Source organism: Sphingobacterium sp. UME9 (genome assembly GCF_014170215.1).
Classification (GTDB): Bacteria; Bacteroidota; Bacteroidia; order Sphingobacteriales; family Sphingobacteriaceae; genus Sphingobacterium; species Sphingobacterium paramultivorum.
This window is the reverse complement of record NZ_LZZP01000005.1, coordinates 604,760-627,134: the sequence shown is the minus strand read 5'-3', so window position 1 is coordinate 627,134 and position 22,375 is coordinate 604,760. Positions and strand designations below refer to the sequence as shown.

At 42.9% G+C, this 22,375-nt stretch carries 23 protein-coding genes and 1 pseudogene; 22 read left to right on the top strand and 2 right to left on the bottom strand.

What is annotated here, in order from left to right; translation table 11 throughout:
* Window positions 1–2: 2 nt before the first annotated feature.
* The 17 genes from A9970_RS11150 (at window position 3) to A9970_RS11070 (ending at window position 14,229) form a co-directional block, all read left to right on the top strand.
* Window positions 3–788 (top strand): hypothetical protein, encoded by a 786-nt coding sequence (locus tag A9970_RS11150; protein WP_182982317.1) that lies wholly within the window; start codon window positions 3–5, stop codon window positions 786–788.
* An 18-nt stretch (window positions 789–806) separates the two neighbouring features.
* Entirely contained in the window at window positions 807–1,949 is a 1,143-nt protein-coding gene (locus tag A9970_RS11145; protein ID WP_310889283.1) for a plasmid transfer protein, read from the top strand.
* 21 nt (window positions 1,950–1,970) lie between these two features.
* On the top strand, window positions 1,971–2,591 hold the full coding sequence (gene traK, locus A9970_RS11140; protein WP_148908905.1) for a conjugative transposon protein TraK: 621 nt from the start codon (window positions 1,971–1,973) through the stop codon (window positions 2,589–2,591).
* Window positions 2,569–3,009 (top strand): hypothetical protein, encoded by a 441-nt coding sequence (locus A9970_RS11135; protein WP_182982316.1) that lies wholly within the window; start codon window positions 2,569–2,571, stop codon window positions 3,007–3,009. The genes traK and A9970_RS11135 overlap by 23 nt, the downstream gene beginning before the upstream one ends.
* A gap of 15 nt (window positions 3,010–3,024) precedes the next feature.
* Window positions 3,025–4,188, top strand: a complete 1,164-nt coding sequence (gene traM, locus A9970_RS11130) for a conjugative transposon protein TraM (RefSeq protein WP_182982315.1) — start codon at window positions 3,025–3,027, stop codon at window positions 4,186–4,188.
* 20 nt (window positions 4,189–4,208) lie between these two features.
* Entirely contained in the window at window positions 4,209–5,057 is an 849-nt protein-coding gene (traN, locus tag A9970_RS11125) for a conjugative transposon protein TraN (protein ID WP_182982314.1), read from the top strand.
* An 86-nt stretch (window positions 5,058–5,143) separates the two neighbouring features.
* Window positions 5,144–7,180, top strand: a complete 2,037-nt coding sequence (locus tag A9970_RS11120) for a type IV secretory system conjugative DNA transfer family protein (RefSeq protein WP_182982313.1) — start codon at window positions 5,144–5,146, stop codon at window positions 7,178–7,180.
* 35 nt (window positions 7,181–7,215) lie between these two features.
* Window positions 7,216–7,647: a hypothetical protein gene (locus A9970_RS11115; protein WP_182982312.1), complete on the top strand. Its 432-nt coding sequence runs from the start codon at window positions 7,216–7,218 to the stop codon at window positions 7,645–7,647.
* The gene (locus A9970_RS11110; RefSeq protein ID WP_182982311.1) at window positions 7,644–8,144 is read left to right on the top strand and encodes a M23 family metallopeptidase; all 501 of its coding nucleotides are present in this window, start codon (window positions 7,644–7,646) and stop codon (window positions 8,142–8,144) included. The genes A9970_RS11115 and A9970_RS11110 overlap by 4 nt, the downstream gene beginning before the upstream one ends.
* Before the next feature lies 1 nt (window position 8,145).
* Window positions 8,146–8,304 carry a hypothetical protein gene (locus A9970_RS11105; RefSeq protein WP_182982310.1) on the top strand — a complete coding sequence of 53 codons (159 nt, stop codon included), beginning with the start codon at window positions 8,146–8,148 and terminating at the stop codon, window positions 8,302–8,304.
* Entirely contained in the window at window positions 8,294–9,520 is a 1,227-nt protein-coding gene (locus A9970_RS11100) for an ArdC family protein (protein ID WP_182982309.1), read from the top strand. Before A9970_RS11105 ends, A9970_RS11100 begins: the two co-directional genes overlap by 11 nt.
* 28 nt (window positions 9,521–9,548) lie before the next feature.
* Window positions 9,549–10,364, top strand: coding sequence for a DUF4099 domain-containing protein (locus A9970_RS11095; protein ID WP_182982308.1), 816 nt, complete (start codon window positions 9,549–9,551; stop codon window positions 10,362–10,364).
* 14 nt (window positions 10,365–10,378) lie between these two features.
* Entirely contained in the window at window positions 10,379–10,987 is a 609-nt protein-coding gene (locus A9970_RS11090) for a hypothetical protein (protein ID WP_182982307.1), read from the top strand.
* A 108-nt stretch (window positions 10,988–11,095) separates the two neighbouring features.
* A complete protein-coding gene (locus A9970_RS11085; protein ID WP_182982306.1) occupies window positions 11,096–11,743 on the top strand; it encodes a hypothetical protein in 648 nt (215 codons plus the stop codon).
* Between the two features lie 12 nt (window positions 11,744–11,755).
* Window positions 11,756–12,247, top strand: a complete 492-nt coding sequence (locus A9970_RS11080; protein WP_182982305.1) for a hypothetical protein — start codon at window positions 11,756–11,758, stop codon at window positions 12,245–12,247.
* A 170-nt stretch (window positions 12,248–12,417) separates the two neighbouring features.
* Window positions 12,418–12,633 (top strand): hypothetical protein, encoded by a 216-nt coding sequence (locus tag A9970_RS11075; protein ID WP_182982304.1) that lies wholly within the window; start codon window positions 12,418–12,420, stop codon window positions 12,631–12,633.
* A gap of 108 nt (window positions 12,634–12,741) precedes the next feature.
* Window positions 12,742–14,229, top strand: a complete 1,488-nt coding sequence (locus A9970_RS11070; RefSeq protein ID WP_182982303.1) for a recombinase family protein — start codon at window positions 12,742–12,744, stop codon at window positions 14,227–14,229.
* On the opposite strand, the pseudogene A9970_RS11065 reads toward A9970_RS11070, so the two are convergent.
* Window positions 14,204–15,256: pseudogene (locus tag A9970_RS11065) on the bottom strand (YifB family Mg chelatase-like AAA ATPase); the annotation flags it as partial. The gene A9970_RS11070 and the pseudogene A9970_RS11065 sit on opposite strands and share 26 nt — an antisense overlap.
* Before the next feature lie 235 nt (window positions 15,257–15,491).
* Here A9970_RS11065 and A9970_RS11060 point away from each other — a divergent pair.
* The 3 genes from A9970_RS11060 (at window position 15,492) to A9970_RS11050 (ending at window position 16,852) form a co-directional block, all read left to right on the top strand.
* Window positions 15,492–15,761 (top strand): YtxH domain-containing protein, encoded by a 270-nt coding sequence (locus tag A9970_RS11060; RefSeq protein WP_075990249.1) that lies wholly within the window; start codon window positions 15,492–15,494, stop codon window positions 15,759–15,761.
* Window positions 15,762–15,942: 181 nt separating this feature from the next.
* Window positions 15,943–16,362, top strand: coding sequence for a hypothetical protein (locus A9970_RS11055; protein WP_182982301.1), 420 nt, complete (start codon window positions 15,943–15,945; stop codon window positions 16,360–16,362).
* Window positions 16,352–16,852, top strand: coding sequence for a hypothetical protein (locus A9970_RS11050; RefSeq protein WP_075990247.1), 501 nt, complete (start codon window positions 16,352–16,354; stop codon window positions 16,850–16,852). The genes A9970_RS11055 and A9970_RS11050 overlap by 11 nt, the downstream gene beginning before the upstream one ends.
* Window positions 16,853–16,868: 16 nt before the next feature.
* Here A9970_RS11050 and A9970_RS11045 read toward each other — a convergent pair whose 3' ends face one another.
* Window positions 16,869–17,810, bottom strand: a complete 942-nt coding sequence (locus tag A9970_RS11045) for a GDP-L-fucose synthase (protein ID WP_182982300.1) — start codon at window positions 17,808–17,810, stop codon at window positions 16,869–16,871.
* Between the two features lie 201 nt (window positions 17,811–18,011).
* Between A9970_RS11045 and trmB the strand changes: the two genes are divergently transcribed.
* Entirely contained in the window at window positions 18,012–18,668 is a 657-nt protein-coding gene (trmB, locus tag A9970_RS11040; protein ID WP_159727515.1) for a tRNA (guanosine(46)-N7)-methyltransferase TrmB, read from the top strand.
* Between the two features lie 436 nt (window positions 18,669–19,104).
* Window positions 19,105–22,371 (top strand): SusC/RagA family TonB-linked outer membrane protein, encoded by a 3,267-nt coding sequence (locus A9970_RS11035; protein ID WP_259655371.1) that lies wholly within the window; start codon window positions 19,105–19,107, stop codon window positions 22,369–22,371.
* Window positions 22,372–22,375: the final 4 nt, after the last annotated feature.

Genomic DNA, 22,375 nt, shown 5'->3' with positions numbered 1-22,375 from the left:
AGATGAAAAAGATAAATATCATTTGGCTACTGCTGTTCCTATTTTCCACGGGAACGATGGCCCAGAACGTGAAGCGACAGACCGATAAACATATCGTGAACCAACAGGAACGCATGGTTCATAAGCAATGGGACCGCAAGAAGTTTACGCCGACAAGCGGCTTTCTCGGTCTCAACTATCAATATTGGCTCACCTGGGCGTGGCATCCCAACTACCCCAAGACAGACCGCCGACCGTTGAGCGGTACAGGCCCGCAGACCTTGCGCATGGGTATGGTACTGGCCATGCAACAGACGGACGAAGCCTATAAAAAACACGCCGACACGATTCGAAATGTGGCGGTGACCGAAGCCCTCAATTATTCCGGTCTGGTCACGGATGCCGATCCCTTATGGCTCCTGTATTACCGCAAGGAATTTGGAAACCTTATTGACGGAACAGAGACCGATCCGCTCGCCGGACTTTCACCGGACGTCGGGGATTATTTGAGAAATAAAGGTCTATTGGAATGGTACAGCGAAGAACGTGCAGAGCTCAAAGAACGGTTGGAAGCAGCCCGAACGACCACACTTGACCGAGGCAGCCGTATCATGGCCTATCACCGTTTGCTTGGGGAGCATAGAAAACTACTGTCTGCATGGGAAGCCAAAAAGAACTATGCCGCCAAATTCCTTTTATTGGCCAAGAACCGTGATCGCCTGCAAAGTGATAACCCCGATCTGCCGGAGTTTGCAACGGATCGTTCCGACGTTCAGATTGCGGAGGACATCCTAAAAAGAACCCAATAACCAAAATCAGATTACTTTATGGACTTTATGAACATGACGGGGCTAATGCCCCGTTTTTTATTGCAGGGAAATCCTGTAAACGTGCCCGATTCCTTTAAAGACACGTTCAATTTTTTACAAGGGAACGGTGTCTATGAGGAGGGTGTTATGCACTTTCTAAAAGGCATGAAAAACACGATATGGACGCACTTCGACACGTTCATCACCGATGCACAGGCCCTCGCCGCCATTTTCATGCTCATATTCTTTGCCATCAAATCGTACGAAATGATGGCGGGCGACAAAAAAATGGAAATCATGCCCTTGTTACGACCGTTCGGGCTGGTCATGGTCATTATCTGGTGGGGAACATTCACCCGCGTACTTGCGTACCCAACCGACATCGTGGCCGCCAAGACGGAAAGCCTGTTTGACAGCGGTCAGATCGAAGTTAACAACCTACGCCTGCAACGTGCAAAACTCATGGTGGACGTTGCCGACCAACTGACCACCATACAGGCCGAAACCGAGATTGCCGAAAAAGAAGCGGATACGTGGTATGGTCAGGCATGGGATGCAGTCACCTCAACCGTAAAGGAGGGATTTGCTTCGGTGTGGAACCCAATCGTTGAACTTAAAAACCGTATGCAGGTGGGGTTACAGCTACTTGCGACCTATACCTTAGAAACGTTGGCCGTTTGGATATTGCGTATCTGCGTTTATATCATATTCATTATCCAGATCATCTATTCGACCATCCTTATCATATTAGGCCCGTTTAGTGTTGCCGTAAGTATTCTGCCTGCATTTAGGGATTCCTTTGGTACGTGGATAGCCCGGTTTATCGCCGTTAACCTGTATTCGGGAATTGCGTATCTGGTCATGCACGTAGCCAGCCTGTTCCAACAGTATGCGATGGAAGCCGAGATCACAAGGTATCAACAACTCCTTGAAAGTACGGGCGACACATTGGAGAAAATGGGCTGGTTTGCGGGCAACGGTATTTTAAGTTTTGGCATCGTCATCGTGACGTTCCTGATCGGAGGATTGACCATGCTCACCGTGCCGAGTATCAGTACATGGATCGTATCGACATCCGGCATCACCTCTGCCGCAAGCACAATGGGACGCGGAGCATCCAATATGGGCCGTGCCGCAAGAAAGATAATCGCCAAGTTTTAATCCTTTTAAACACTTCATTTCATGATAATAAAAAATATCGAAGCCAAGATCAGGCTTGCCACTTTTATTGCAGGGGCAAGCCTGATCGCCGCCCTGCTCATGGTGGTGGCGGTATCTTTTTTCGCCTACAAACAGGTCGGCAATGCACGGAAATCCGTGTATATACTTGATGCTAATAATGTACCCATGTCCGCAAGCCAAACCGACGTAGAGGTAAATAGGCCCGTGGAATACCGTACACATATCAACCTTTTTCATTCGCTGTTCTTTACGCTCGCGCCCGACGAGAAGTTTATCGAATACCAGATGAAAAAAGCCATGTACCTGATCGATGAATCCGGTGCATTGCAGTACAACAACCTACGGGAAAAAGGCTTTTTTAACTCCGTTCTATCGTCCAGCTCCGTACTCACCATCCAGACGGATTCCATCCATGTCGATCCGGTAAAGAAATACTTTAAGTTTTATGGCAAACAGACGATAGATCGGCGCAGCTCTACCGTAATACGCTCGCTGGTCACCGAGGGCTATTTGCGGGACCTTGAAATGCGTACGGAGAACAATGGCCACGGCGTACTGATAACCCGCTGGAAAACACTCGAAAACAAAGACATCAGCTATGTTCAAAAAAATAACTTCTAACCGACCACCTGATACCACGTTGTGGGCAGCTTTTTACAAAGAGTTTGGCAAGTACATCGATGGGAGCATCACACGTGCCAAACAGTTTCTTGAAGCCCGGCCACGGGCGGTATTTTCTGCAATGGTAGTAAGCATCCTCGTTTCCGCCAGTTGCTTTCTTTTTCTCCCAAAGGAAACACCGAAGAAAGAACCCTTACAACTTTCGGTACAACAACCCCTAATGGATGGAATGGGCGGTATTGTCACCACCGTTTCAGCTTTAAAGGAACTGCTTGAAATCCGTACCGTCCTTGACACGCTTATGCAAAAGGACAGTTTGGACAGCGCTGATAGCCTGCTGATGGAAAGTGCCATCGACAGGATGCAGATCCTCGAAAAGCGACTGGCCGAAGCAAACAAACACCATAATTCACCCTAATACAATCCAACAAACATGAAAATCAATTTCAGACAACCGCGCTATGTGCTACCCCTCATAGTGCTGCCTTTTCTATGCCTGTTTTTTTATGTCTACCAAACAGGTTTTGCAAAGGAAGAAGCACCCCAACAAGAGGGCGATCCCTTGCAGGGGCAGATTGCCGAAGTATCGGAGGACGTGAAGAACCGTGCGCTATCCGACAAACTTGCCGCCTACCGCGAACAGTACCGCCGTGGTGACGGCTATACGGCAATAGGCCAGTTACAGGAAGAAAGAGCCGAACAATTCCGTTTCGATGAACTCTATAACGAGGAAGAAAAGCGCAGACTTGATTCCATCGAGCGAGCGCTCAAAAATCAGCGACCTTTTTCCGCTAATAGAGATTCGGAAAATGACGATCAAGACCGAGCATTGCAACAGGCCCTTTCCTCATTACAGCGAAAACCCGAACCGACCAAAGCGGAACCGGACAAGACCGATCCGATGGAACTTTTCCGCAAACAGATGGCCTATGCGGACAGTATGGCAAGGGCGAACGACCCCGACGAACAGGCTGCCCGCAAGGAACGTGAACGCATGGAGGAGGCGAAAAAAGAACTCGAAAACCAGCCCCGTCTTTCCGTTTCCAAATACGGTACAGGTCAGGGAGCATTCAACACCATCCGCCCCGAAAGCGATAATACTTTCATACAGGCCATCATTGACGAAAACATAACGGGTTATGCCGATTCCCGTCTACGGATACGGCTCATGGATGACTTATTGGTCGGCCAGCACATCGTTAAGAAAGGTACGCACGTATTTGCAAGGATTTCCGGTTTTTCAGGACAACGGGTGTTGCTTACTATCACTTCCATTATGCACGAAAACAATATATTGCCCGTGAGGCTCGAAATCTACGACAATGACGGTTCCCCCGGACTGTACGTGCCCGCGTCAGCATTCAGGGAGTTTAGCCGCGAGCTTGGCGGGAACACCACACAGGGAATTACCCTGCAACAACAGGCCGAAAACAACAGCCAGTTGGTCATGAGTGCCATTCAGCGGATGTTCCAATCCACAACGACCGCCGTATCAAAGCATATACGGAAGAACAGGGCCAAACTGAAATTCAATACGATGGTGTACCTCATCGATCCCCAGGCACTCCGCCAAAACCAACAGAACTACAAACAGTAAAACCACTTTAAGATTTCACCATGAAAAAGAAACATCATTTTCTTATCCTTTTCCTTTTATGTTGTATCGGATATTCCGCACACAGTCAACAGGCTACGGATACCCGATTAGGAACACTTCCCGAACTAAGCCTGCACCGTGGACATACGGTGCATATCCTTTCACCCGAACCCATCCAGTACGTTGACATCGCTTCGCACCATGTATCGGGCGACCTGCCCCTTGAAAACGTGTTGCGGATCAAATTGAATGAGGACACCACGCAGACAGAACACCTCGATTATGAACTTGGAACGGTTACCATTGTGGGCGATAACTTCGTGGCGCAATACCGCCTAACCGCCCCATTATGGGTTAATGACGAGAGCATTCCGGCCATGCTGGAAATCAAACCGGAACACACCCGACCTTTGGAACTTTCGGAAATCGGGTTGAGCCGTAGCAATATGAAAAACCTTGCGTTCGGTTTGCTTACAAAAAGTGTTCACAATCCTGTACGAAGCACAAAGGAATACGGTGTAGGCATTGTACTTAACGGTATCAGCACATTGGGCGATTATATTTTTCTTGACGTATCATTTACCAATACCTCAAACCTTTCTTACAATGTGGATGAACTCCGGTTTTTCATTGAGGACAAGAAGATCACCAAAGCAACGAACGTGCAGACCGTTGAGATTAAACCCTTGTGGCAATACCAGCCGTTGATGGAGTTTAAGAAAAGACACCGCAATGTGTTCGTACTAAAAAAGGCCACCTTTCCCGGCAGTAAAGTACTTCGGGTAACGCTCACCGAAAAACAGATTTCTGGTCGTACGGTCAACCTAAAAATAAAGTATGGAGATATTCTGAAAGCCGACACCTTTTAAGTCGGTTTTGTCCAGCTTTTTAATTACAAACACTTATGGAAGACCGCCGAAAGGCAGACTTCCAGCCTTTGAAAATCAAATAATGTATGGAAGAAACCAAAGAGCAACAGGGACTTTACCGTTCCCTGCAATTTGGCATATACCTATCCGTTGTCCTCGAAGTCTTTCTGTTTTTCTATGTAGATAGCTTCCTCTTGACAGGAACAGCCAATAACGGGTTGTTCCTGTTTGCCGAGAGACTTTCGAGGGTGCCGTTCTATGCCGAACTGATAAACAGCAAACTCTTTACACTCGTGCTGATCTGTCTGGTGTCCGTCGGAACATTGAGCCGAAAGAAAAAAGACCTTAATCCCAAGACCCAGATCGTATATCCTTTGGCATTGGGGATGCTCATCCTTTTTTCTGGTCTATGGTTGCAGGGACGTGAAGCAGCCCCGATATGGCAATCGGTAGGTTGGTATGACCTCGCCTATGTCACGAGTGCTTTTGCGGGTGCGATTTTGGTACACATGGCAATGGACAATGTATCCAAGATCATAAGCTCCAATCTGGGAAAGGATCGCTGGAACGTCGAAGAAGAATCCTTTATGCAACCGACCGAACCCGTCGTAAGCCCGTATGCAATCAATATTCCGACTTTGTTCTATTACAAAGGAAAAGTCCGTAGAGGGTATATTTTAATTGAAAATATTTTTAGGGGCCTGCTTCTTTGCGGGGTTCCGGGCAGTGGAAAATCGTTTGGGATCATCATGCCGATCATCCGCCAAATGCTGGCCAATTCGTTCACCATGTGCCTATACGATCTGAAATACCCCGATCTCGGCAAGATTGCCTATTATCATTACCTGCTTGCCAAGCAGAACGGTCGGTGCAAGAATTACCGCTTCCACGTTATCAACCTCAATGAACCCGAAAAGAGCCGACGGGTAAACCCTTTGAAACGGGAGTATCTTAATACCCTTGCAGATGCTTCGGAAACTGCCGAAGCGCTCGTTGAAGCGTTGAAAAAGGGAGACAAAAGCGGTGGTAGCGATCAATTCTTTACACAGTCTGCGATCAACTTCCTTGCCGCCTGTATTTACTTTTTCAGTAGCTATCAAGATGGACGCTATTCCAGTCTGCCCCATGTACTTGCCTTTCTTAATCTGTCGTATGAAGAGATTTTTACGGTGCTGTTCAGTAATGGGGAGCTTGCTTCCCTTTTGTCGCCGTTCCTGTCCGCCTACAAGGCGAAATCGTACGATCAGTTGGAGGGGCAAGTTGGAACGCTAAAAATCTTTATCAGCCGGATGGCCACCAAAGAAACGTTTTGGGTTTTCGGTGCGGATGATTTTGAGCTTCAAGTCAGCAACCCCAAACACCCCGGTGTTCTGGTGCTTGCCAATGACCCGCGAACCCAGAGCATCAACTCCGCTTGCCTGTCGGTGGTACTTAATCGGGTGACAAAACTTATCAATACGAAAGGCAATTTACCCATCGGTTTAGTGGTGGATGAGGCCACAAGCCTCTATATTCACCGTGTTGACCTACTTGTGGCACAAAGCAGATCCAATTTTTCTGGGGTCGTTTTGGGGCTTCAGGAGTTGCCTATGTTACGCCAACAATACGGCAAGGAAACGGCCGAAACCATCACGTCCATTATGGGTAATGTGCTGTCCGGTGCGGTCAGGAGCAAAGAAACGTTAGAATGGCTGGAACGTTTGTTTGGCAAGGTCAAACAGACGGGAGAAAGCCTAAGCATCGACCGTACGAAAACCTCACTGTCCCTGAATGAAAAGCTTGAACCGCTGATACCCGCCGGAAAGATAGCATCACTGAAAGCGGGTGAAATTGTCGGCATCGTTGCCCGTGATACGATGGAAACCTATACGGGCAAATACGAGACCACCGCGGTAAACTGCCGTGTCAATCTGGACATGGAAGCCATCAAAAAAGAAGAAGCAAATTATCGGGAACTGCCGACCTATTACGACTTTGGTGATCGAAAAGAAGAAATCCTATTGGACAATTTTTTCCGTATCAACAGGGAAGTTGAAGAAATAGTCGAAAAATTTATTCCTATGAACGATGACGATCAAATTCTCCAACCAAAGGGTACCATGAACCCGGTATTCAAGAAGTAAAAACCTGAACCCTTTTTTAATTAAAACATAAAACTATGGAAGAATTACATGGCCAATTGGTTTTAGTGAACCCGCAATTGACATACGATCCCTATCTCCGCCAAAGTCAAATAGGGGTCATTACAGACACAAGACTAAAAAAAGATGAAATCACCGTAGCCTTTGGAGATGGCAAAAAAAGTCTTTACGCCACGGATGCACTTTTGGTATTGAAGCCGCAAGAAGAACTATACACTCTTGTCAAGGACAGTTTCAAAAAACTGGACGAAAAAGATTTTGTCACCCTTATGGAAATTGATGACCGTTTGCGAAACGGATCAATAAACGCGCTTGCACAGGCACTTGAAATTGCATTAAGCAACCAAACGATTTTATCGATAAGCACGATTCCGCTACATGAGAAATTACGACGGTCGGTTGACCAACAACAAAGCCACGAGAAACAAGAGACAGGGAGGGCGAGATGATTACGATAAAAAAAGCCCTTACCAAAATATTCGTTATATCGCTCGTTTTTGTCATTCCGGTAGGAGCTAAAGCACAACTTTCAATTTCCCTACCATTATCCCACCTTAAGGTTACTTCGCCTTTTGGTTGGCGCACCCACCCGGTGACAGGGAAATATGATTTTCACAATGGTGTTGACTTTGCTGCCCGTTCCGATCCCGTTTTCAATGTACTTGACGGTTGGGTTAAAGAAATTGGAAAACATAAGTTGCTCGGCAAGTACATACGTATAGCACACGGCGAAGTAGAAACCATTTACGGGCATCTTTCCCATATACTCGTTTCACCGCGTGATACGATTATAGCTGGACAACCTATCGCCATCACTGGAAGCACTGGCAGGGTGACAGGAGAACACCTGCATTTTTCGGTGAAATTCAACGGTAAATTCCTTGACCCTTTGAAATTCCTGCACAGGTTAAGAGAACAATCAGATCAATCCTTAAACATCGAATAATATGGACTATCATTTAAGATCACTGCAACAAAAATTAAGTGTTCTGGCCAGTGGTGAGGACATTGGACTAACACCCGCGGAAGCGGCCATTTATGGCGTGGAATGCGCCGACGAATGGCCGGAAGACGAATCCCCGGAGGTGGACGAAGATGAGCAGTAAAAATTCAAAATCCCTGCATGAAATAGTTGCGGAGAACATCATCAAGAAACTTGAACAGGGTACGGCACCGTGGCAGAAGCCGTGGAACAGCAATAGCCCAGCATTTGAACTGCCCTATAATGCGATTACGGGTAACCGTTACAAAGGTATTAACAGCCTGTCGCTGTTATCGTCAGACCGAGAAGACCCGCGTTGGATGACGTTCAATCAGGCTTCGACAAACGGTTGGAAAGTACGAAAGGGCGAAAAAGCATCCTTGATCCAATTTGTCAAAACCCATGAACTTGTTACCAAAAGAGATGAACAGGGCAAACCGATTTTGGATGAAAAGGGTAAACCCGTAAAAGCCAAAGTAGGTCTGAACAGGGCAATCATTACCAGTGCATGGGTGTTCAATGCCGAGCAGATCGACGGCATAGAGGCTTTGGTAAAACCCGAAGTAAAGCAATTCCAATGGGACGCTATCCAAAGAGCGGAAAATATCATTCAGGCTTCGGGAGCAGACATAACCCACAAATCAGGAGATCGAGCCTATTACAGTCCGGCACTCGACAGTATCACCATGCCCATGCGGGAACAATTCGATGCATCGGATAAGTATTATGCCACCCTGCTCCATGAGCTCGGCCATTGGACGGGACATAAAGACCGTCTGGACAGAAGTATGGTTGACAGTTTTGGCACAGAGGGTTATGCCCGCGAGGAACTCCGTGCCGAAATCGCTTCGATGCTTATCGGTCAGGAACTCAACATAGGCCATGATCCGGGCCAGCACGTTGCTTACGTGGACAGTTGGATACAGATATTGCGTGACACACCTTTTGAAATACATGCCGCCGCTGCCGATGCGGAAAAAATCCTTAATTACCTTTTGGCATTTGAGCAAAAAAGGGAGATCAAAGCTGCCGCAAATATTCAGGCCGAAGTACAGACCGACGCAAGATCACAAAGGACAAAAGAAAGCAGCCTGTCCATAGGTGATGAAATTGCTTATAACAATACCGTCTACAAAGTGCAAGGTCATCTGAAACGTGGCCGTATGCGTGTGGAAGACTTAACTACAGGAAATATTTTCCCACTGTCGAAAACTGATCGGTTATACGGTTCCCTGCTCCACGCCAAACAGCATCCCGATGCTGTTAAGGTAAGTGAAGACCTGCACCGCCCGGTACATGCCGAAAAGGAGGCTGTTGCCGCCTATGGTATCAGAAGATAAGATCTAAAACTTAACAAACAATTACATCATGAAATATCCCATCAACGAAAATGAAATGCCCCTAAATGAACTTGAAAAATTGGGGCTTTACAAAGACGGAGGGTTCAGCATCAGTCCGGAGAATATCGATGCCCTGCTTGCAGGAAGAAGAACCGATATGTTGAGCATGGCAGGTCTGAACATCGACGGGCTTGCCATCCGCCAACTGGATGCAAAGCTATCCCTTAGCCGGAATGAGCTCGGCGATGTCCAGCTAAACATACATCCCATTTACCGAGAACCACAATGGCATCCATTATTGAGCGATGACGAGGAAAAAGCCTTGATCGCAGGAGAACAGCACGTAGTCAGTAAGGAACAGGAGATTGACGGTAACAAAAAGAAAAAAGTCATCATTGAATATGACGACCTAACAAGGGAATTTGTGGCGTATGAACCCGAAGAAGTGCAGGCCCCAATCCGAGTAAACGGCGAAGAACTTTCGGAAAAGCAACAGGAGGCTTTCCGCAACGGTGAGGTGGTAGAACTCACAGATGGAACGAAAATCCAGCATTCGGCGACTGACAACAAGGGTATCCGTTCAGACCGAAAACGGCTCATCCTATCGGTGCTTTTGGACGGCGGTATATCTTACTTGGTTTTCCGAGGTATCAATAACCTAAAAGGTAGGTTTGAACCGCAGAGCGAGGGATATAGTGAGGGATATAACCGCGCATTGACAGATATAATGATGGCCGATAAAAAACAAAATGACAAAGGCAATGAGAAAACCGTTCAAGACCTCGTGCTAAATCTTCGTGATAAACAGGAAAGCAGAAGCTACGGACGTGGCGTTGCGAGGTAATGGTATTTCTCCGATTGAAGTCCGAAGTACGGAACTTCTTTGCACCACATATCAATATAGTCGAGGATAACATTCAGTTTCCTTATACATTGGAAAATCAGGTATTGGCCCAAGAACATTGGAGTGAAAACGGTGTCCGTATCCCTGTCTGTAAAGGGATGTGGTTGGTGACGGACGGCTTACCTGTATCCGTCACCCATCTTTTTATCGGTCATTCAGCAAGCGATCTGTTGTGCTTTTGCCATTATCACTCCAATTGGGTTAATCCGCCCTGTTTGAGTGCATTTGCTTCTTTGGGTTTACTGCCAACTAAAGACCAGTTTACTTGGCTTAAAAACCTATTCCCGAACGCTAAAATTCATGCCGTATTCGATAGCGGAATAAGTGGCCGTGTAGCTGATTGCAAAGTGGCAACGTGGCAACTCGGTAAAAACGCAAGGTTTCGTCTGGCCGATGACCACGGAGAGTTTTATTACAACAAAAAGAAATACCGTATTCCAATAAGCATTTTTTCATTAAGCCGTTTTGAAAAAATATCCGGTATCCGTTCGGGTATCCGAACACATAAACCAAAAGCGCCATTTGAAACGTTCTATCAATCCTTTATAAACGGGTTAATCTGAGCCAGAGACCACCCGCACCCCTGATCCTTAATTGGGTCAGGGGTTTTTGTAACGTGTCAATTATAACGAAAGAAAACAGGCAACAATTTATCATTTAATCAATTCATTATGAAAATCGAATTAAAGAGCATTTATCACAGTGTCCAGCTTAGTGAAGAAACGGAAGCCTTTACCGCTAATTTGTATATAAATGGCGTTCACGCAGGCTATGCCAAAAATGAGGGGCATGGAGGTAATACCGATTATTATGCAAAAGACGAAAAAGGACGTGAGTTAATCCGTCAAGCGGAGGAATACTGTAAGAGTTTACCACCGATTGAATACCCTGCCGACAAATACATGGATGCATTTTCGGTTGATATGGATCTTGAACATTATATCGATGAACAACTGAATAAATACATCGAGAAAAAGGAAACAGCTAAATTCAACGCAAAATTGAATAAAACAATGTTAAAAGGGATAGTTTACGGAATACCCGATCAATCCTACGGTGCTATTAGTTTTAACCTGCCACTTGTTAACGTTCTGGCTCACCCTAAAGGCCCTCAAACCGTCCTACAAACGATTAAGGACAAAATTCTGCCTAAGCTAAAGGACGGGAATAAACTTTTAAACACGAATATTCCCGAAAGTATCATTAAGGCCTCTGGTTTAAAAGAAGAACAATACGTAAAGCCCACAATTCAGAATATCAGATATGGTACAATCCCCGATGTAGACGATAATAACAATAAAAGGGGTAGATCAAGATAACGGACTTAAAATATGAATACGTACGTTTATAATGTCGTTGTTTTCAAGGGAGAAAACAGCGAAAACATATTATCGCATTTTAAACAAATGCCCATTGACAGCCCGCCATTTGAAGCTATTCTTGTACAAGATAATACGCTGTATTTCGATTCAAAACAATTCCCACCAATACGGGATTTAAGCGAAATCGCAGAAAAGTTTGACGTTAATTATACCCTTGAATGTTCAGCTTGGGGCATTAAATCAAACTATATTTATGTTTGCCATCAAAAACAAGCACTTTCCCATATAGGTGAAGAAATCCGCCAGTCCATCAACAACTGTACTTCCCCGGATGAACTCCGTAAAGCAGATCAATCTTTGCTGCAAGAAGCTTATATGGGGAAACTTGATAATCATCAATTCTTTGTCTTAAAGCAAATCGTCGGTAAGAAAAATCGGGAGCTCAACCCTACAAGGGAAGAAGACCAAGAAGTTACAAGAAGCCGAGGCAGGGGAAGATAAGCCTAACCTACTGATAAAGTTATATCTAAAGAAAGGTAACAACATCAAAGGCCAAAAATTCCAAAGTTTTATTAGAAGCATTAACCGACATCTTTATTAGAGCCGCCATTATGTGCGGCTCTTTTTCATTTAAGGTGTTTTAATCTACCACTCGTAAAGGACACTCCCCGATGAAAAACGAAGAAAAAACCTCACAAATTGAATCAATAGAAAAAGCAAATTATCAGGACAACAAGAAAGTAACTTTTGGCCGAAAAGTTACCCTTACCAAAGAATCGGTTAAAAGATATAGGGTGACTGTAGTATACATTGAAGTTACAGACGAAGAAAGAAGAATCAAACGTGGTATTATTGAAAATATCATGAAAAAGCCGATCAAAAAATAGATATATTTTGTATCAAAAATATCGCTTTCTAATGACTTGAAAAGACTGGTTTTTGTTGTGTATAACCGCTTTTTTAGTTATATTTAGCTAACAAAAACAATTCACCACATGATGAAACACAAAAAACAAGTTGGTATTTGGATACGTGTATCCACCGACATGCAGGTTAAGGACGATAGTCCAGAGCATCATGAGCAACGGGCAAGATATTATACCGAATCGAGAGATTGGCAGGTAGCCGAGGTATATAGGCTTGAAGCCGTATCGGGTAAATCTGTTATGAACCATCCCGAAGCACAACGAATGCTTAGCGATTTAAGAAGTGGGCGTATATCAGGTTTGGTATTTTCCAAACTTGCTCGTCTTGCCCGAAACACTAAGGAGCTCTTAGAATTTGGAGAAATCTTTAGAACAGAGGGAGCAGATTTAGTTTCATTGGCAGAACAGATAGATACCAGCACTCCGGCAGGGAGGTTGTTCTTTACTCTTGTTGCTGCAATGGCAGAATGGGAACGTGAGGAGATTTCCAGCCGTGTCGCTGCTTCTGTACCTATTCGGGCACGGATGGGTAAACCTCTCGGTGGACAGGCAAGTTTTGGATACAAATGGCAGGATAAGACTTTGGTAATTGACGAGAAAGAAGCACCCGTTCGTAAGTTGTTGTACGAGATATTTTTGGATTGTCAGCGTAAGAAAACAACTGCTCATACCTTGAACCAAATGGGGTATAGAACTCGGAATGGCGCACGTTTCTCGGACACTACTGTAGATCGCCTGTTACGTGATACCACCGCCAAAGGTCTCCGCATTGCAAACTATACGAAAAGTTTGGGTGAGGGCAAGCAATGGGTTATCAAACCGGAAGATGAATGGATTACAATCCCATGTCCACCCATCGTTGATAAAGAATTATGGGAGAAGTGCAATGCAATACTTGACGAACAAGCAAAGAAAAGAAAAAGAGTTGGAAGAAAATCAGAGTATCTACTCGCCGGATTCGTGAAGTGTGAATGTGGTACCTCGATGTATGTACTAAGTTCGGTTAAAAAATTCACATGCAAAAAATGCAAGAACAATATTCCCGTTAAAGATATGGACGAAGTTTATCATCGATTACTTAAAGGGTACCTAAATGATTTACATCCGCAAATATATATAGAAGAACTTGAAGCAGAACTAAGAGAAACAGAAAGGCTATATGCAGCGGCAGTAAAAAAACGGGCTCAAATAAGAAAGAAAATGGATGAATTGGTTCCTCTTAGGAGCGAGCTCGACAAAGAACATTTTGCAGAATTATACCAACCACTTGTCACACAAGTTCAACAATTGGATCAATCTAATCCGAAATTACAAGCAGATATAGACTTGAAACGGGTTCAACTTACGTCAAGTGATTATGTGTTACAAGGAGCTAAGAAACTATATAACGATTGGCCGAGAATGCTTTTCCCACAAAAGCGAGCTCTTGTTGAAACGATTACCGAATATATAACCATAGGACAGGACACTATTAATATTGGTGTTTCCCATCTTCCTTTGTCCTCTAAACAAACAAGTCCACACAACTTCAGGGGTTCATGGCCGCTACCAGCATGAAACTAGCCGGATAATCCACCGTAAGTTTTGCCCTTGATATGGTAATCTGTCGCGATTCGAGAGGCTGCCGCATGACCTCGAGTACACTGCGTTTGAATTCCGGTAATTCATCCAAAAACAGTACGCCATGATGTGCTAGTGAGATTTCACCAGGCAGCGGATTGGAGCCCCCACCTACCATGGCGACGTCGGATATGGTATGATGCGGAGAGCGAAATGGCCGTGTAGTCAAGAGAGACTCCTTGGTCTTCAGGTTTCCAGATACAGAGTGTATTTTGGTGGTTTCTAATGATTCAGTCATGTTGAGGGGTGGAAGTATCGTCGGTAATCTTTTGGCCAACATAGTTTTTCCTGCGCCTGGGGGACCTATTAAAATAAGATTATGACCGCCTGCAGCGGCAATTTCCAGTGCCCTTTTAATATTCTCCTGTCCTTGAACATCCGAGAAATCGACATCGTAATTCGCTGTATCGGTATGAAAGAAAGTTTGAATATCAACTTTTGTTGGTTCAATTTTCAGCTTATGATTTAGGAAATCGACAACTTGGCTGAGATTCTCTACTCCGATAACATCGACTCCCCTGACAATAGCGGCCTCTTTTGCGTTCTCTTGTGGTAAAATAAGCCCTTTAAAGCCTTCTTTCAGGGCTTGTAAGGTGATGGGTAAAATACCGCGGATGGGCTTAATGCTTCCGTCTAATGATAGTTCTCCTAAAATGAGATAATCTGCCAGAAGCTCATTTGTCATTTGCCCGGAGGAGGCCAATATGCCGATTGCGATTGATAGGTCGTAACTGGAACCTTCTTTGCGAAGGTCTGCAGGTGCCAAGTTGACAACAATCTTTTGACGTGGCATGTGAAGTTGACAGGAAGTAATGGCACTTTCGACACGTCTTAAGCTTTCTTTTACAGCATTGTCAGGCAATCCTACAATATAATAATGTAGGCCTGTAGATACGATTACCTCAACGGTAATTGTGCAGGCATTGATTCCATAGACAGCACTGCAATAGGTTTTATTTAGCATAATTTTTATAATGGGTTGATTTAAAGATACTAAAAAACTGAACGGGTTAATAATTGTTTGGTGAATTATTGAAAGTCAATCGAAGTTTATCAAAAAATGATTATATTGGAAGATATAGTTTCTTGTAAATAATGGATTAAATGCCGCGTTTGGCAAACGATTTGCTCTGTTAATTGTATTATTAACGAGGACTAGATTCATCGTAATAGAATTAGAACTTTAAAACGAAAAAGAAATGAATGACACAAGTAAAGTAGCTTTGGCGTTGTTAGCGGGTCTTGCTGCAGGTGCAGCTTTGGGAGTTTTATTTGCTCCAGACAAGGGGTCGGATACGAGAGATAAAATCAATGATTCATTAAGCGATTTGAGTGATGCTATTCGTGAGAGAGCGGAAGAACAATTCGATCAATTGAATGATTTTAAAGAGAAAATTGTTTCTACATTAAAAGGAAAATTAAATCAGACCGAAGAAGTGCTAGATGATGATATCATCGAACATGCATAGTTCGCAAATTATTCGTATGAATAATTGGTGTAGAATACATATCATCAGGCTATTTCTAGGATAGATTTTTACGATAACACCTTTCTTTTTAGGATAGAGGATTGAAGTTGCGGGCGTTGGGCCGAAACAGGATTCGTTTTATAAACTAGACATTGAAATAGCCTGAATAATTTTAAGATGCATGGAAGAAGAAAAATTTTCACTTAGTGGTACTTTTCAAAAAACCAAAGAGTACATTGACTCCCAGTTTAAGCTTGTCAAATTAAAGACAATTGAGCGTTCTTCTCGATTGATCGCTAGCCTTGTGGTTGATGCGACAAAGCTGATATTCACGTTATTTGTCCTGTTTTTTTTATGCCTGGCACTGGGTTTTTGGCTCGGAGAATTACTGGGGAGTTATTCCTTGGGCTTTTTGGCGACAGCGGGTATTTTCTTGGTGATTATTATCTTAATACGGGTTTTTGAGCCGATGTTAGAGTCCAAATTTATGGATCTTTCTATCCGCCGTTTTTTGGCTAAATGGAACGATGAGATTGAGGAGGAGGAAGAAGATCTACAGAAGGAAAAACTTGATAGAGAAAGGGCTACAAATGAACAATAAACATACGAAAATACGTAACCTACAAGAGCTTAAGGCTGAGATTTCTCGTTTGAAAGCCCTTAAGAATGAGCAAGAAGTCTATCTTAAGACTCAATTTACCTTACTCAACAATAAAATAGAGGCCCCAATTCGCTTTTTCAATACATTAAAAGATAATATACCGGGGGTAAATATTGTCCAGCAGTTGTTCTCTAAAAGTAGCAATCCAGATTCCGATTGGCTAACGAAGACCTTACGTATCGGCGTGCCTTTTGTGATGAATAGGTTGTTCCTAAAAAATACCGGTGTTTTTAAGAAAGCGTTGATGTTGCTATTGTCAGAGCGTGCTGTCGGCCAGATCAATCAAGATAAAATCAGTGGTCTCCTTAGCAAGTTAACACAGTTTATTCGTCCCAAAAAGAAGAAAAATAAAGCTGCCCAAGCTGAAAATGCGGTTATCAAGGATGAGGTTAACGAGTACGGAATTCCTTCCTATAGCGAAACCTACTAATGCGATCGTGTTGGATTTATTCGGAAGCGTTTGCTTCTTTTTCCAAAAAATCCGCATAAGCTAGTTGGATGCCTTCCCGGAGGTTAATTTGATGTTTCCAACCCAGTGCGTGCAGTTTTGAGACATCCATGAGTTTTCGTGGTGTTCCATCTGGTTTGGAACTGTCGAAGGAAATAGTTCCCTTGTAACCAATAACGTCTTTAATCAATTCGGCAAGGTCCTTAATGCTTAGATCTTCGCCAATGCCAATGTTGACAAATTGTTTCTCGTCATAATTATTCATTAAAAATACGCAGGCATCTGCCAGGTCATCGGAAAAGAGAAATTCCCGTAAGGGGGTTCCTGTTCCCCAGATAATAACTTCAGGGAGCTGATTGATTTTAGCTTCATGAAATCTTCTGATCAAGGCCGGTAAGACATGTGAGTTTTGCGGATGGTAATTGTCGTTAATTCCGTAAAGATTCGTTGGCATAACGGAGATATAATTGCATCCATACTGATCTCGAAAAGCTTCTGCCATTTTTATTCCGGCGATTTTAGCGATTGCGTAGGGCTCATTTGTAGGTTCCAGTATGCCCGTAAGTAGCATATCTTCGTTCAAAGGTTGTGGTGCCATTTTTGGATAGATACAGCTTGAACCTAAGAACATTAATTTTTTAACCTTATTATCGTAGGAAGATTTGATGACGTTATTCTGTATAGCCATATTCTCGTAGATAAAATCTGCGCGATAGGTGTTGTTCGCCATGATCCCTCCAACTTTGGCTGCTGCTAAGAAAACATAGTCAGGTTTTTCCTGATCGAAAAAATCAGCGACCGCTTGCTGGTTGCGCAAATCTAATTCGGAAGATGTGCGTGTGACTATATTGTTGTACCCAAGTTCCGATAATTTGCGATGAATTGCCGATCCGACCATTCCACGATGGCCTGCTATATAAATTTTAGCGTCTTTCTCCACGATAAGTTATTGATTCCTGCAAACTTAGATAAATTGCTTTTTATATGCAATATAATTCGCCGCTATGAGGGCGATTTATTCATTCATGTGTGTGCTATCGGACTTCAGATTGTTCCGCAATTGGCGGTATTGGTGCTGTCCCTCAGATTTATTTTTTTTAGCGGGAATATAAGGTTATTTTTGCCGGATATTTATTAAAAAATGGGAAAGGACAAACTACGTAAATTTGCTGAAGTTGCTACTTTTGAAAATGTAATCCAACTCGACGCAGGCAAAGAATATAAAGGAAAATGGGCTGAGAAGCAATTTGGTAACAATAATCCAGTTGTTTTGGAGCTTGCTTGTGGTAAAGGTGAGTATACTGTTAATCTAGCGAGATTGTTTCCGGAGAAAAATTTCATCGGTATCGATTTTAAAGGCAATCGTATTTGGCGTGGAGCCAAGACAGCTTTGGAAGATGGAATTCGGAATGTTGCTTTTCTTCGGATACAAATTGAGACTATCCTTGAACATTTTGCTGAAAATGAAATTGATGAAATCTGGATTACCTTTCCGGATCCGCAACCGCAAGATAGTCGTGAAAAGAAACGATTGACGGGGCCAAAGTTTTTAGATCGTTATAAAATCATTATGAAACCTGAGGGGATGATGAATTTGAAAACAGATAACGATGGTTTCTATGCTTACACACTGGAGCAGATCGATTTACAGCATTTGAAAAAATATAAAGAAACGACGGATCTTTACCATTCAGACTTGGTGGATAACGTATTATCCATTAAAACATACTACGAGCGGAAGTATTTAGCTGATGACAAGAACATTAATTATGTGAAATGGAGTTTCGAAAAACGATAACGAATAGGTTTATTTCATAATAGAAAGTCTAAACGAAAGTTTAGACTTTTTTTGTTTTTAGTGATTGCATTATTTTTTGCTGTATTTTATTGGTTTTCAATTAATTTAAGAGTCTTTTTTTGGGGGCTCTTTTTTGTTTAATCGATATTTAAATAATTTCGATTTATTTCGTTTTTTAAATATTATTAATTATTTTCGATTTGAAAATAAAAAATAACCAAGGAAACAGCGCTTCAAAAGCGTGCCTAATGCATGAAAACCCTTTTTTAATGGACTTCAAGGCATTTTATTAAAATTTTAAATCGTAATAGTGTGACGAAAAGAAATACTATTCGAAATAATTGTTAACAAAAAGAAAACATTAAGTTAAAGCAAACTTTTTGTTAGGGATATATTTTTGTGCCAAATTGAAAATTAACAATTTACACCAATAACTATGTTTAGTATTAACCCTATCCAAATTAATCTGAGGCACTCCTCCTCGAAAGTGCTATTTGCGGCATTAGCAATTGCCTGCAATATGGATGTAGCTGGGGCAGCAGTTCCGTTAGAACAGGGCCACGGCGTTTTTCATTATTTTAATCAAGGGAAGATTAAAATCAAAGGAAAAGTTGTCGATAATAAAACCAAGGAGCCACTGGCTTCAGTATCGATACTTTCAGGTGGAGTGACGAAGGGTGCTACGGATCGGAATGGTAATTTTGAGGTAGATATAGAAGTAGGGGGGGAAATCCGTTTTCAGATGATCGGTTATGAGGCCCAGACGCGTACTTACGAGGCCGCTCAAGGCAATGTCCATATTGGATTAAATCCAACATCTGAAGCACTTGATGAGGTTGTGGTCACTGCATTGGGGATTAAAAGGCAAGAGAGAGAGTTAGGGTATGCGACAACAGTCGTGAAAGGCGAACAATTAACTGATGCGCTTTCCAATAACTGGAGTGACGCGTTGTCGGGAAAAGTGGCTGGATTGAATTTAATGCGTTCAAATGCTGGTCCTACGGGCTCTACCAAAATTATTTTAAGAGGTGAGACGAATTTGAATGGAGACCCTGGGGCATTGATCGTTGTCGATGGTGTCGTTGTAAATGAAGGAAGCGGACGTAAGACGGCAAATTCCGGTGAAAGTGCTTATGGTACAGGATCCGATAATATGCCTGCTGACTACGGGTCGGGTATAGATGATCTCAATCCGGAGGATATAGAAAATATAACGGTGCTAAAAGGGGCCAGTGCTGCGGCCTTGTATGGACAACGTGGTGCAAATGGGGCTATTATGATCACAACTAAGTCTGGTGCAAAAGGTAAAAAAGGTATCGGGGTTACAGTAAATTCCAATACTTCGCTTGAAGCCATTAACCGTATGCCCGATTTACAGTATGAATATGGACAGGGATTGGATGGTGCTGATTATTATTCTTATGGTACAACAGAAGATGGTACGAGCACTTCTGGGACAAGTTCCTCCTATGGACCGAAATTTGATGGTCAATATTTCTACCAATACGATCCGGTTACACAAAAAGTCGGAACGGAACGGACGCTTTGGCGTCCGTATAATAACTTGAAGTCTTTTTTTGATGTCGGAAAAACATTCACCAATTCGGTGAGTATAGACGGTGGAACAGATAAAACATCAGCCCGGTTTTCAGCGACCAATGTAAATAATACCTGGATCGTTCCAAATACGGGTTATAAAAGGAACACCGTAGCGTTGTCTGTCAATTCAAAAGTAAGCGATAAGCTTCAGATCAATGCGAAGGTAAATTATACGAATAAATGGTCTGATAATCTGCCCGGAGCTGGATATGGAAACCAGTCTTTGATGTATTGGTTTATTTTTTGGCAGCCAAATGCGGATATGAATTGGTTGAAGGATTATTGGGTGCAAGGGGCAGAGGGACAGAAAATCAAGTATCCATTTTCTTCCTATCCTGAAAATCCGTATGCTATATCTCGAGAGTTTATCAATGGTACTGATCGCCAGGGGGTAACGGGGAATGTTCAAGCCAATTATCAGTTTAATAAACATTGGAATTTGATGTTGCGAAGTTCTTTGGACATGGCTTATGAGAATAGGGAACAAAAAAGGCCTTACGATGCGGGGGCAAAAATGCCTTATGGTAGTTACCGAACCCAGTCCATTTCATCACGGGAAACTAATTTGGATTTCTTATTAAAATATGAAAATGAGATAAACAAAGATTGGAAAGTGTCTGGAACAGTTGGTGGTAGTACGAATGATAATCGTTATCATAAAGATGAAATGCGTGCAGACTCTCTCACTTATCCAGGAGTTTATGTAATGGCCAATGCAAAAGGACCTATTCTTAACTTACCTTATAAAAGTCATGTGCAAAGAAATGGTGTCTATGGACTTTTTACCGCAGCCTATAAGAACTTTTTATATTTAGACGGGACTTATCGTATTGACTGGGCAAGTACATTGGCGTCTGCAATGGCACCAGATAAGAAAAAATATTTTACTTACCCATCCTTAAATGCAAGTTTAATCGCTTCAGAATTATGGAAATTGCCAAAGGCTATTAATTATGCGAAACTGCGGGGCTCGATTTCAGGTGTGGGAAGTGGTGGCAATGATCCTTATATAATTGATTTTTCTTATGAAAATGCTGGTGGCCAATATCCTGGCGGGCTACAGGTTCCAACATTGATTGTAAATCCTTACTTACAACCGTTACGTACACAATCCATCGAATTTGGTACAGAGGTGCGTATGTTTAAGGATAGATTTGGTTTTGATGTTGCTGTTTATCAGAGTAATACACGGGATCAACAACTGAGAAGGACTATTGATGCTTCTACCGGTGGTAGGCAGAAAGTTGTCAATGCAGGGGAGGTTAGAAATAAAGGGATAGAATTGGCCATGGATGGTACTCCAATTAAAATTAAAGATGGGTTTAATTGGAAAGTATTCGCGACATTCTCTACGAATCAGAACAAAATTATGTCCTTGGCCGACTCGGCTATGATTCTTCAGACAGGACCTGTAGCAGGTGGTCAGTTAGTGGCAAAAGTAGGTGGGTCAATGGGCGATTTATATGGTATTGGTTATAAAAGATCTCCAGATGGACAAATTATTTATGATAGTAAAAGCGGTGTAGCTTTGTTGACCGATGATGTGGTTTACTTAGGGAATACAATTCCTAAAGGAAAAGTAAGTTTAGGTAATGAATTTAGATATAAAGGTTTCCGACTGAATTTATTGTTTGATGCACAATTTGGTGGGGTTGCCCATTCCTTGACGCATTATAAATTGGCCGAACAAGGAAAAACAAAAAATACCCTACCAGGACGTTATAGTGGAATTATCGGAAATGGTGTCGTGCAAAATCCGGACGGTACTTATCGTAAAAATGATATCATTGCAACCAATGTGGATGAATATTACCGCTCTCATTACGGGCAGGATAATGCGGAAGGAAGTACCTTTTCTACAAACTTTATCAAGTTTAGGGAAGCTCGATTTGATTACTCATTTTCAAAAGCTTTTGTTAACCGCTTGAAATTACAAAAGGCCTCAGTTGGTGTTTATGGAAGAAATCTTGTGATTTGGTCAAACTGGCCAAACTTTGATCCGGAATTTGGTACGTTGTCGGGGACAGATATTGTCAAAGGATTTGAAATTGCTCAATTCCCTTCTACGAGAACTTACGGTTTTAACTTAGTTGTAGGCTTTTAACATT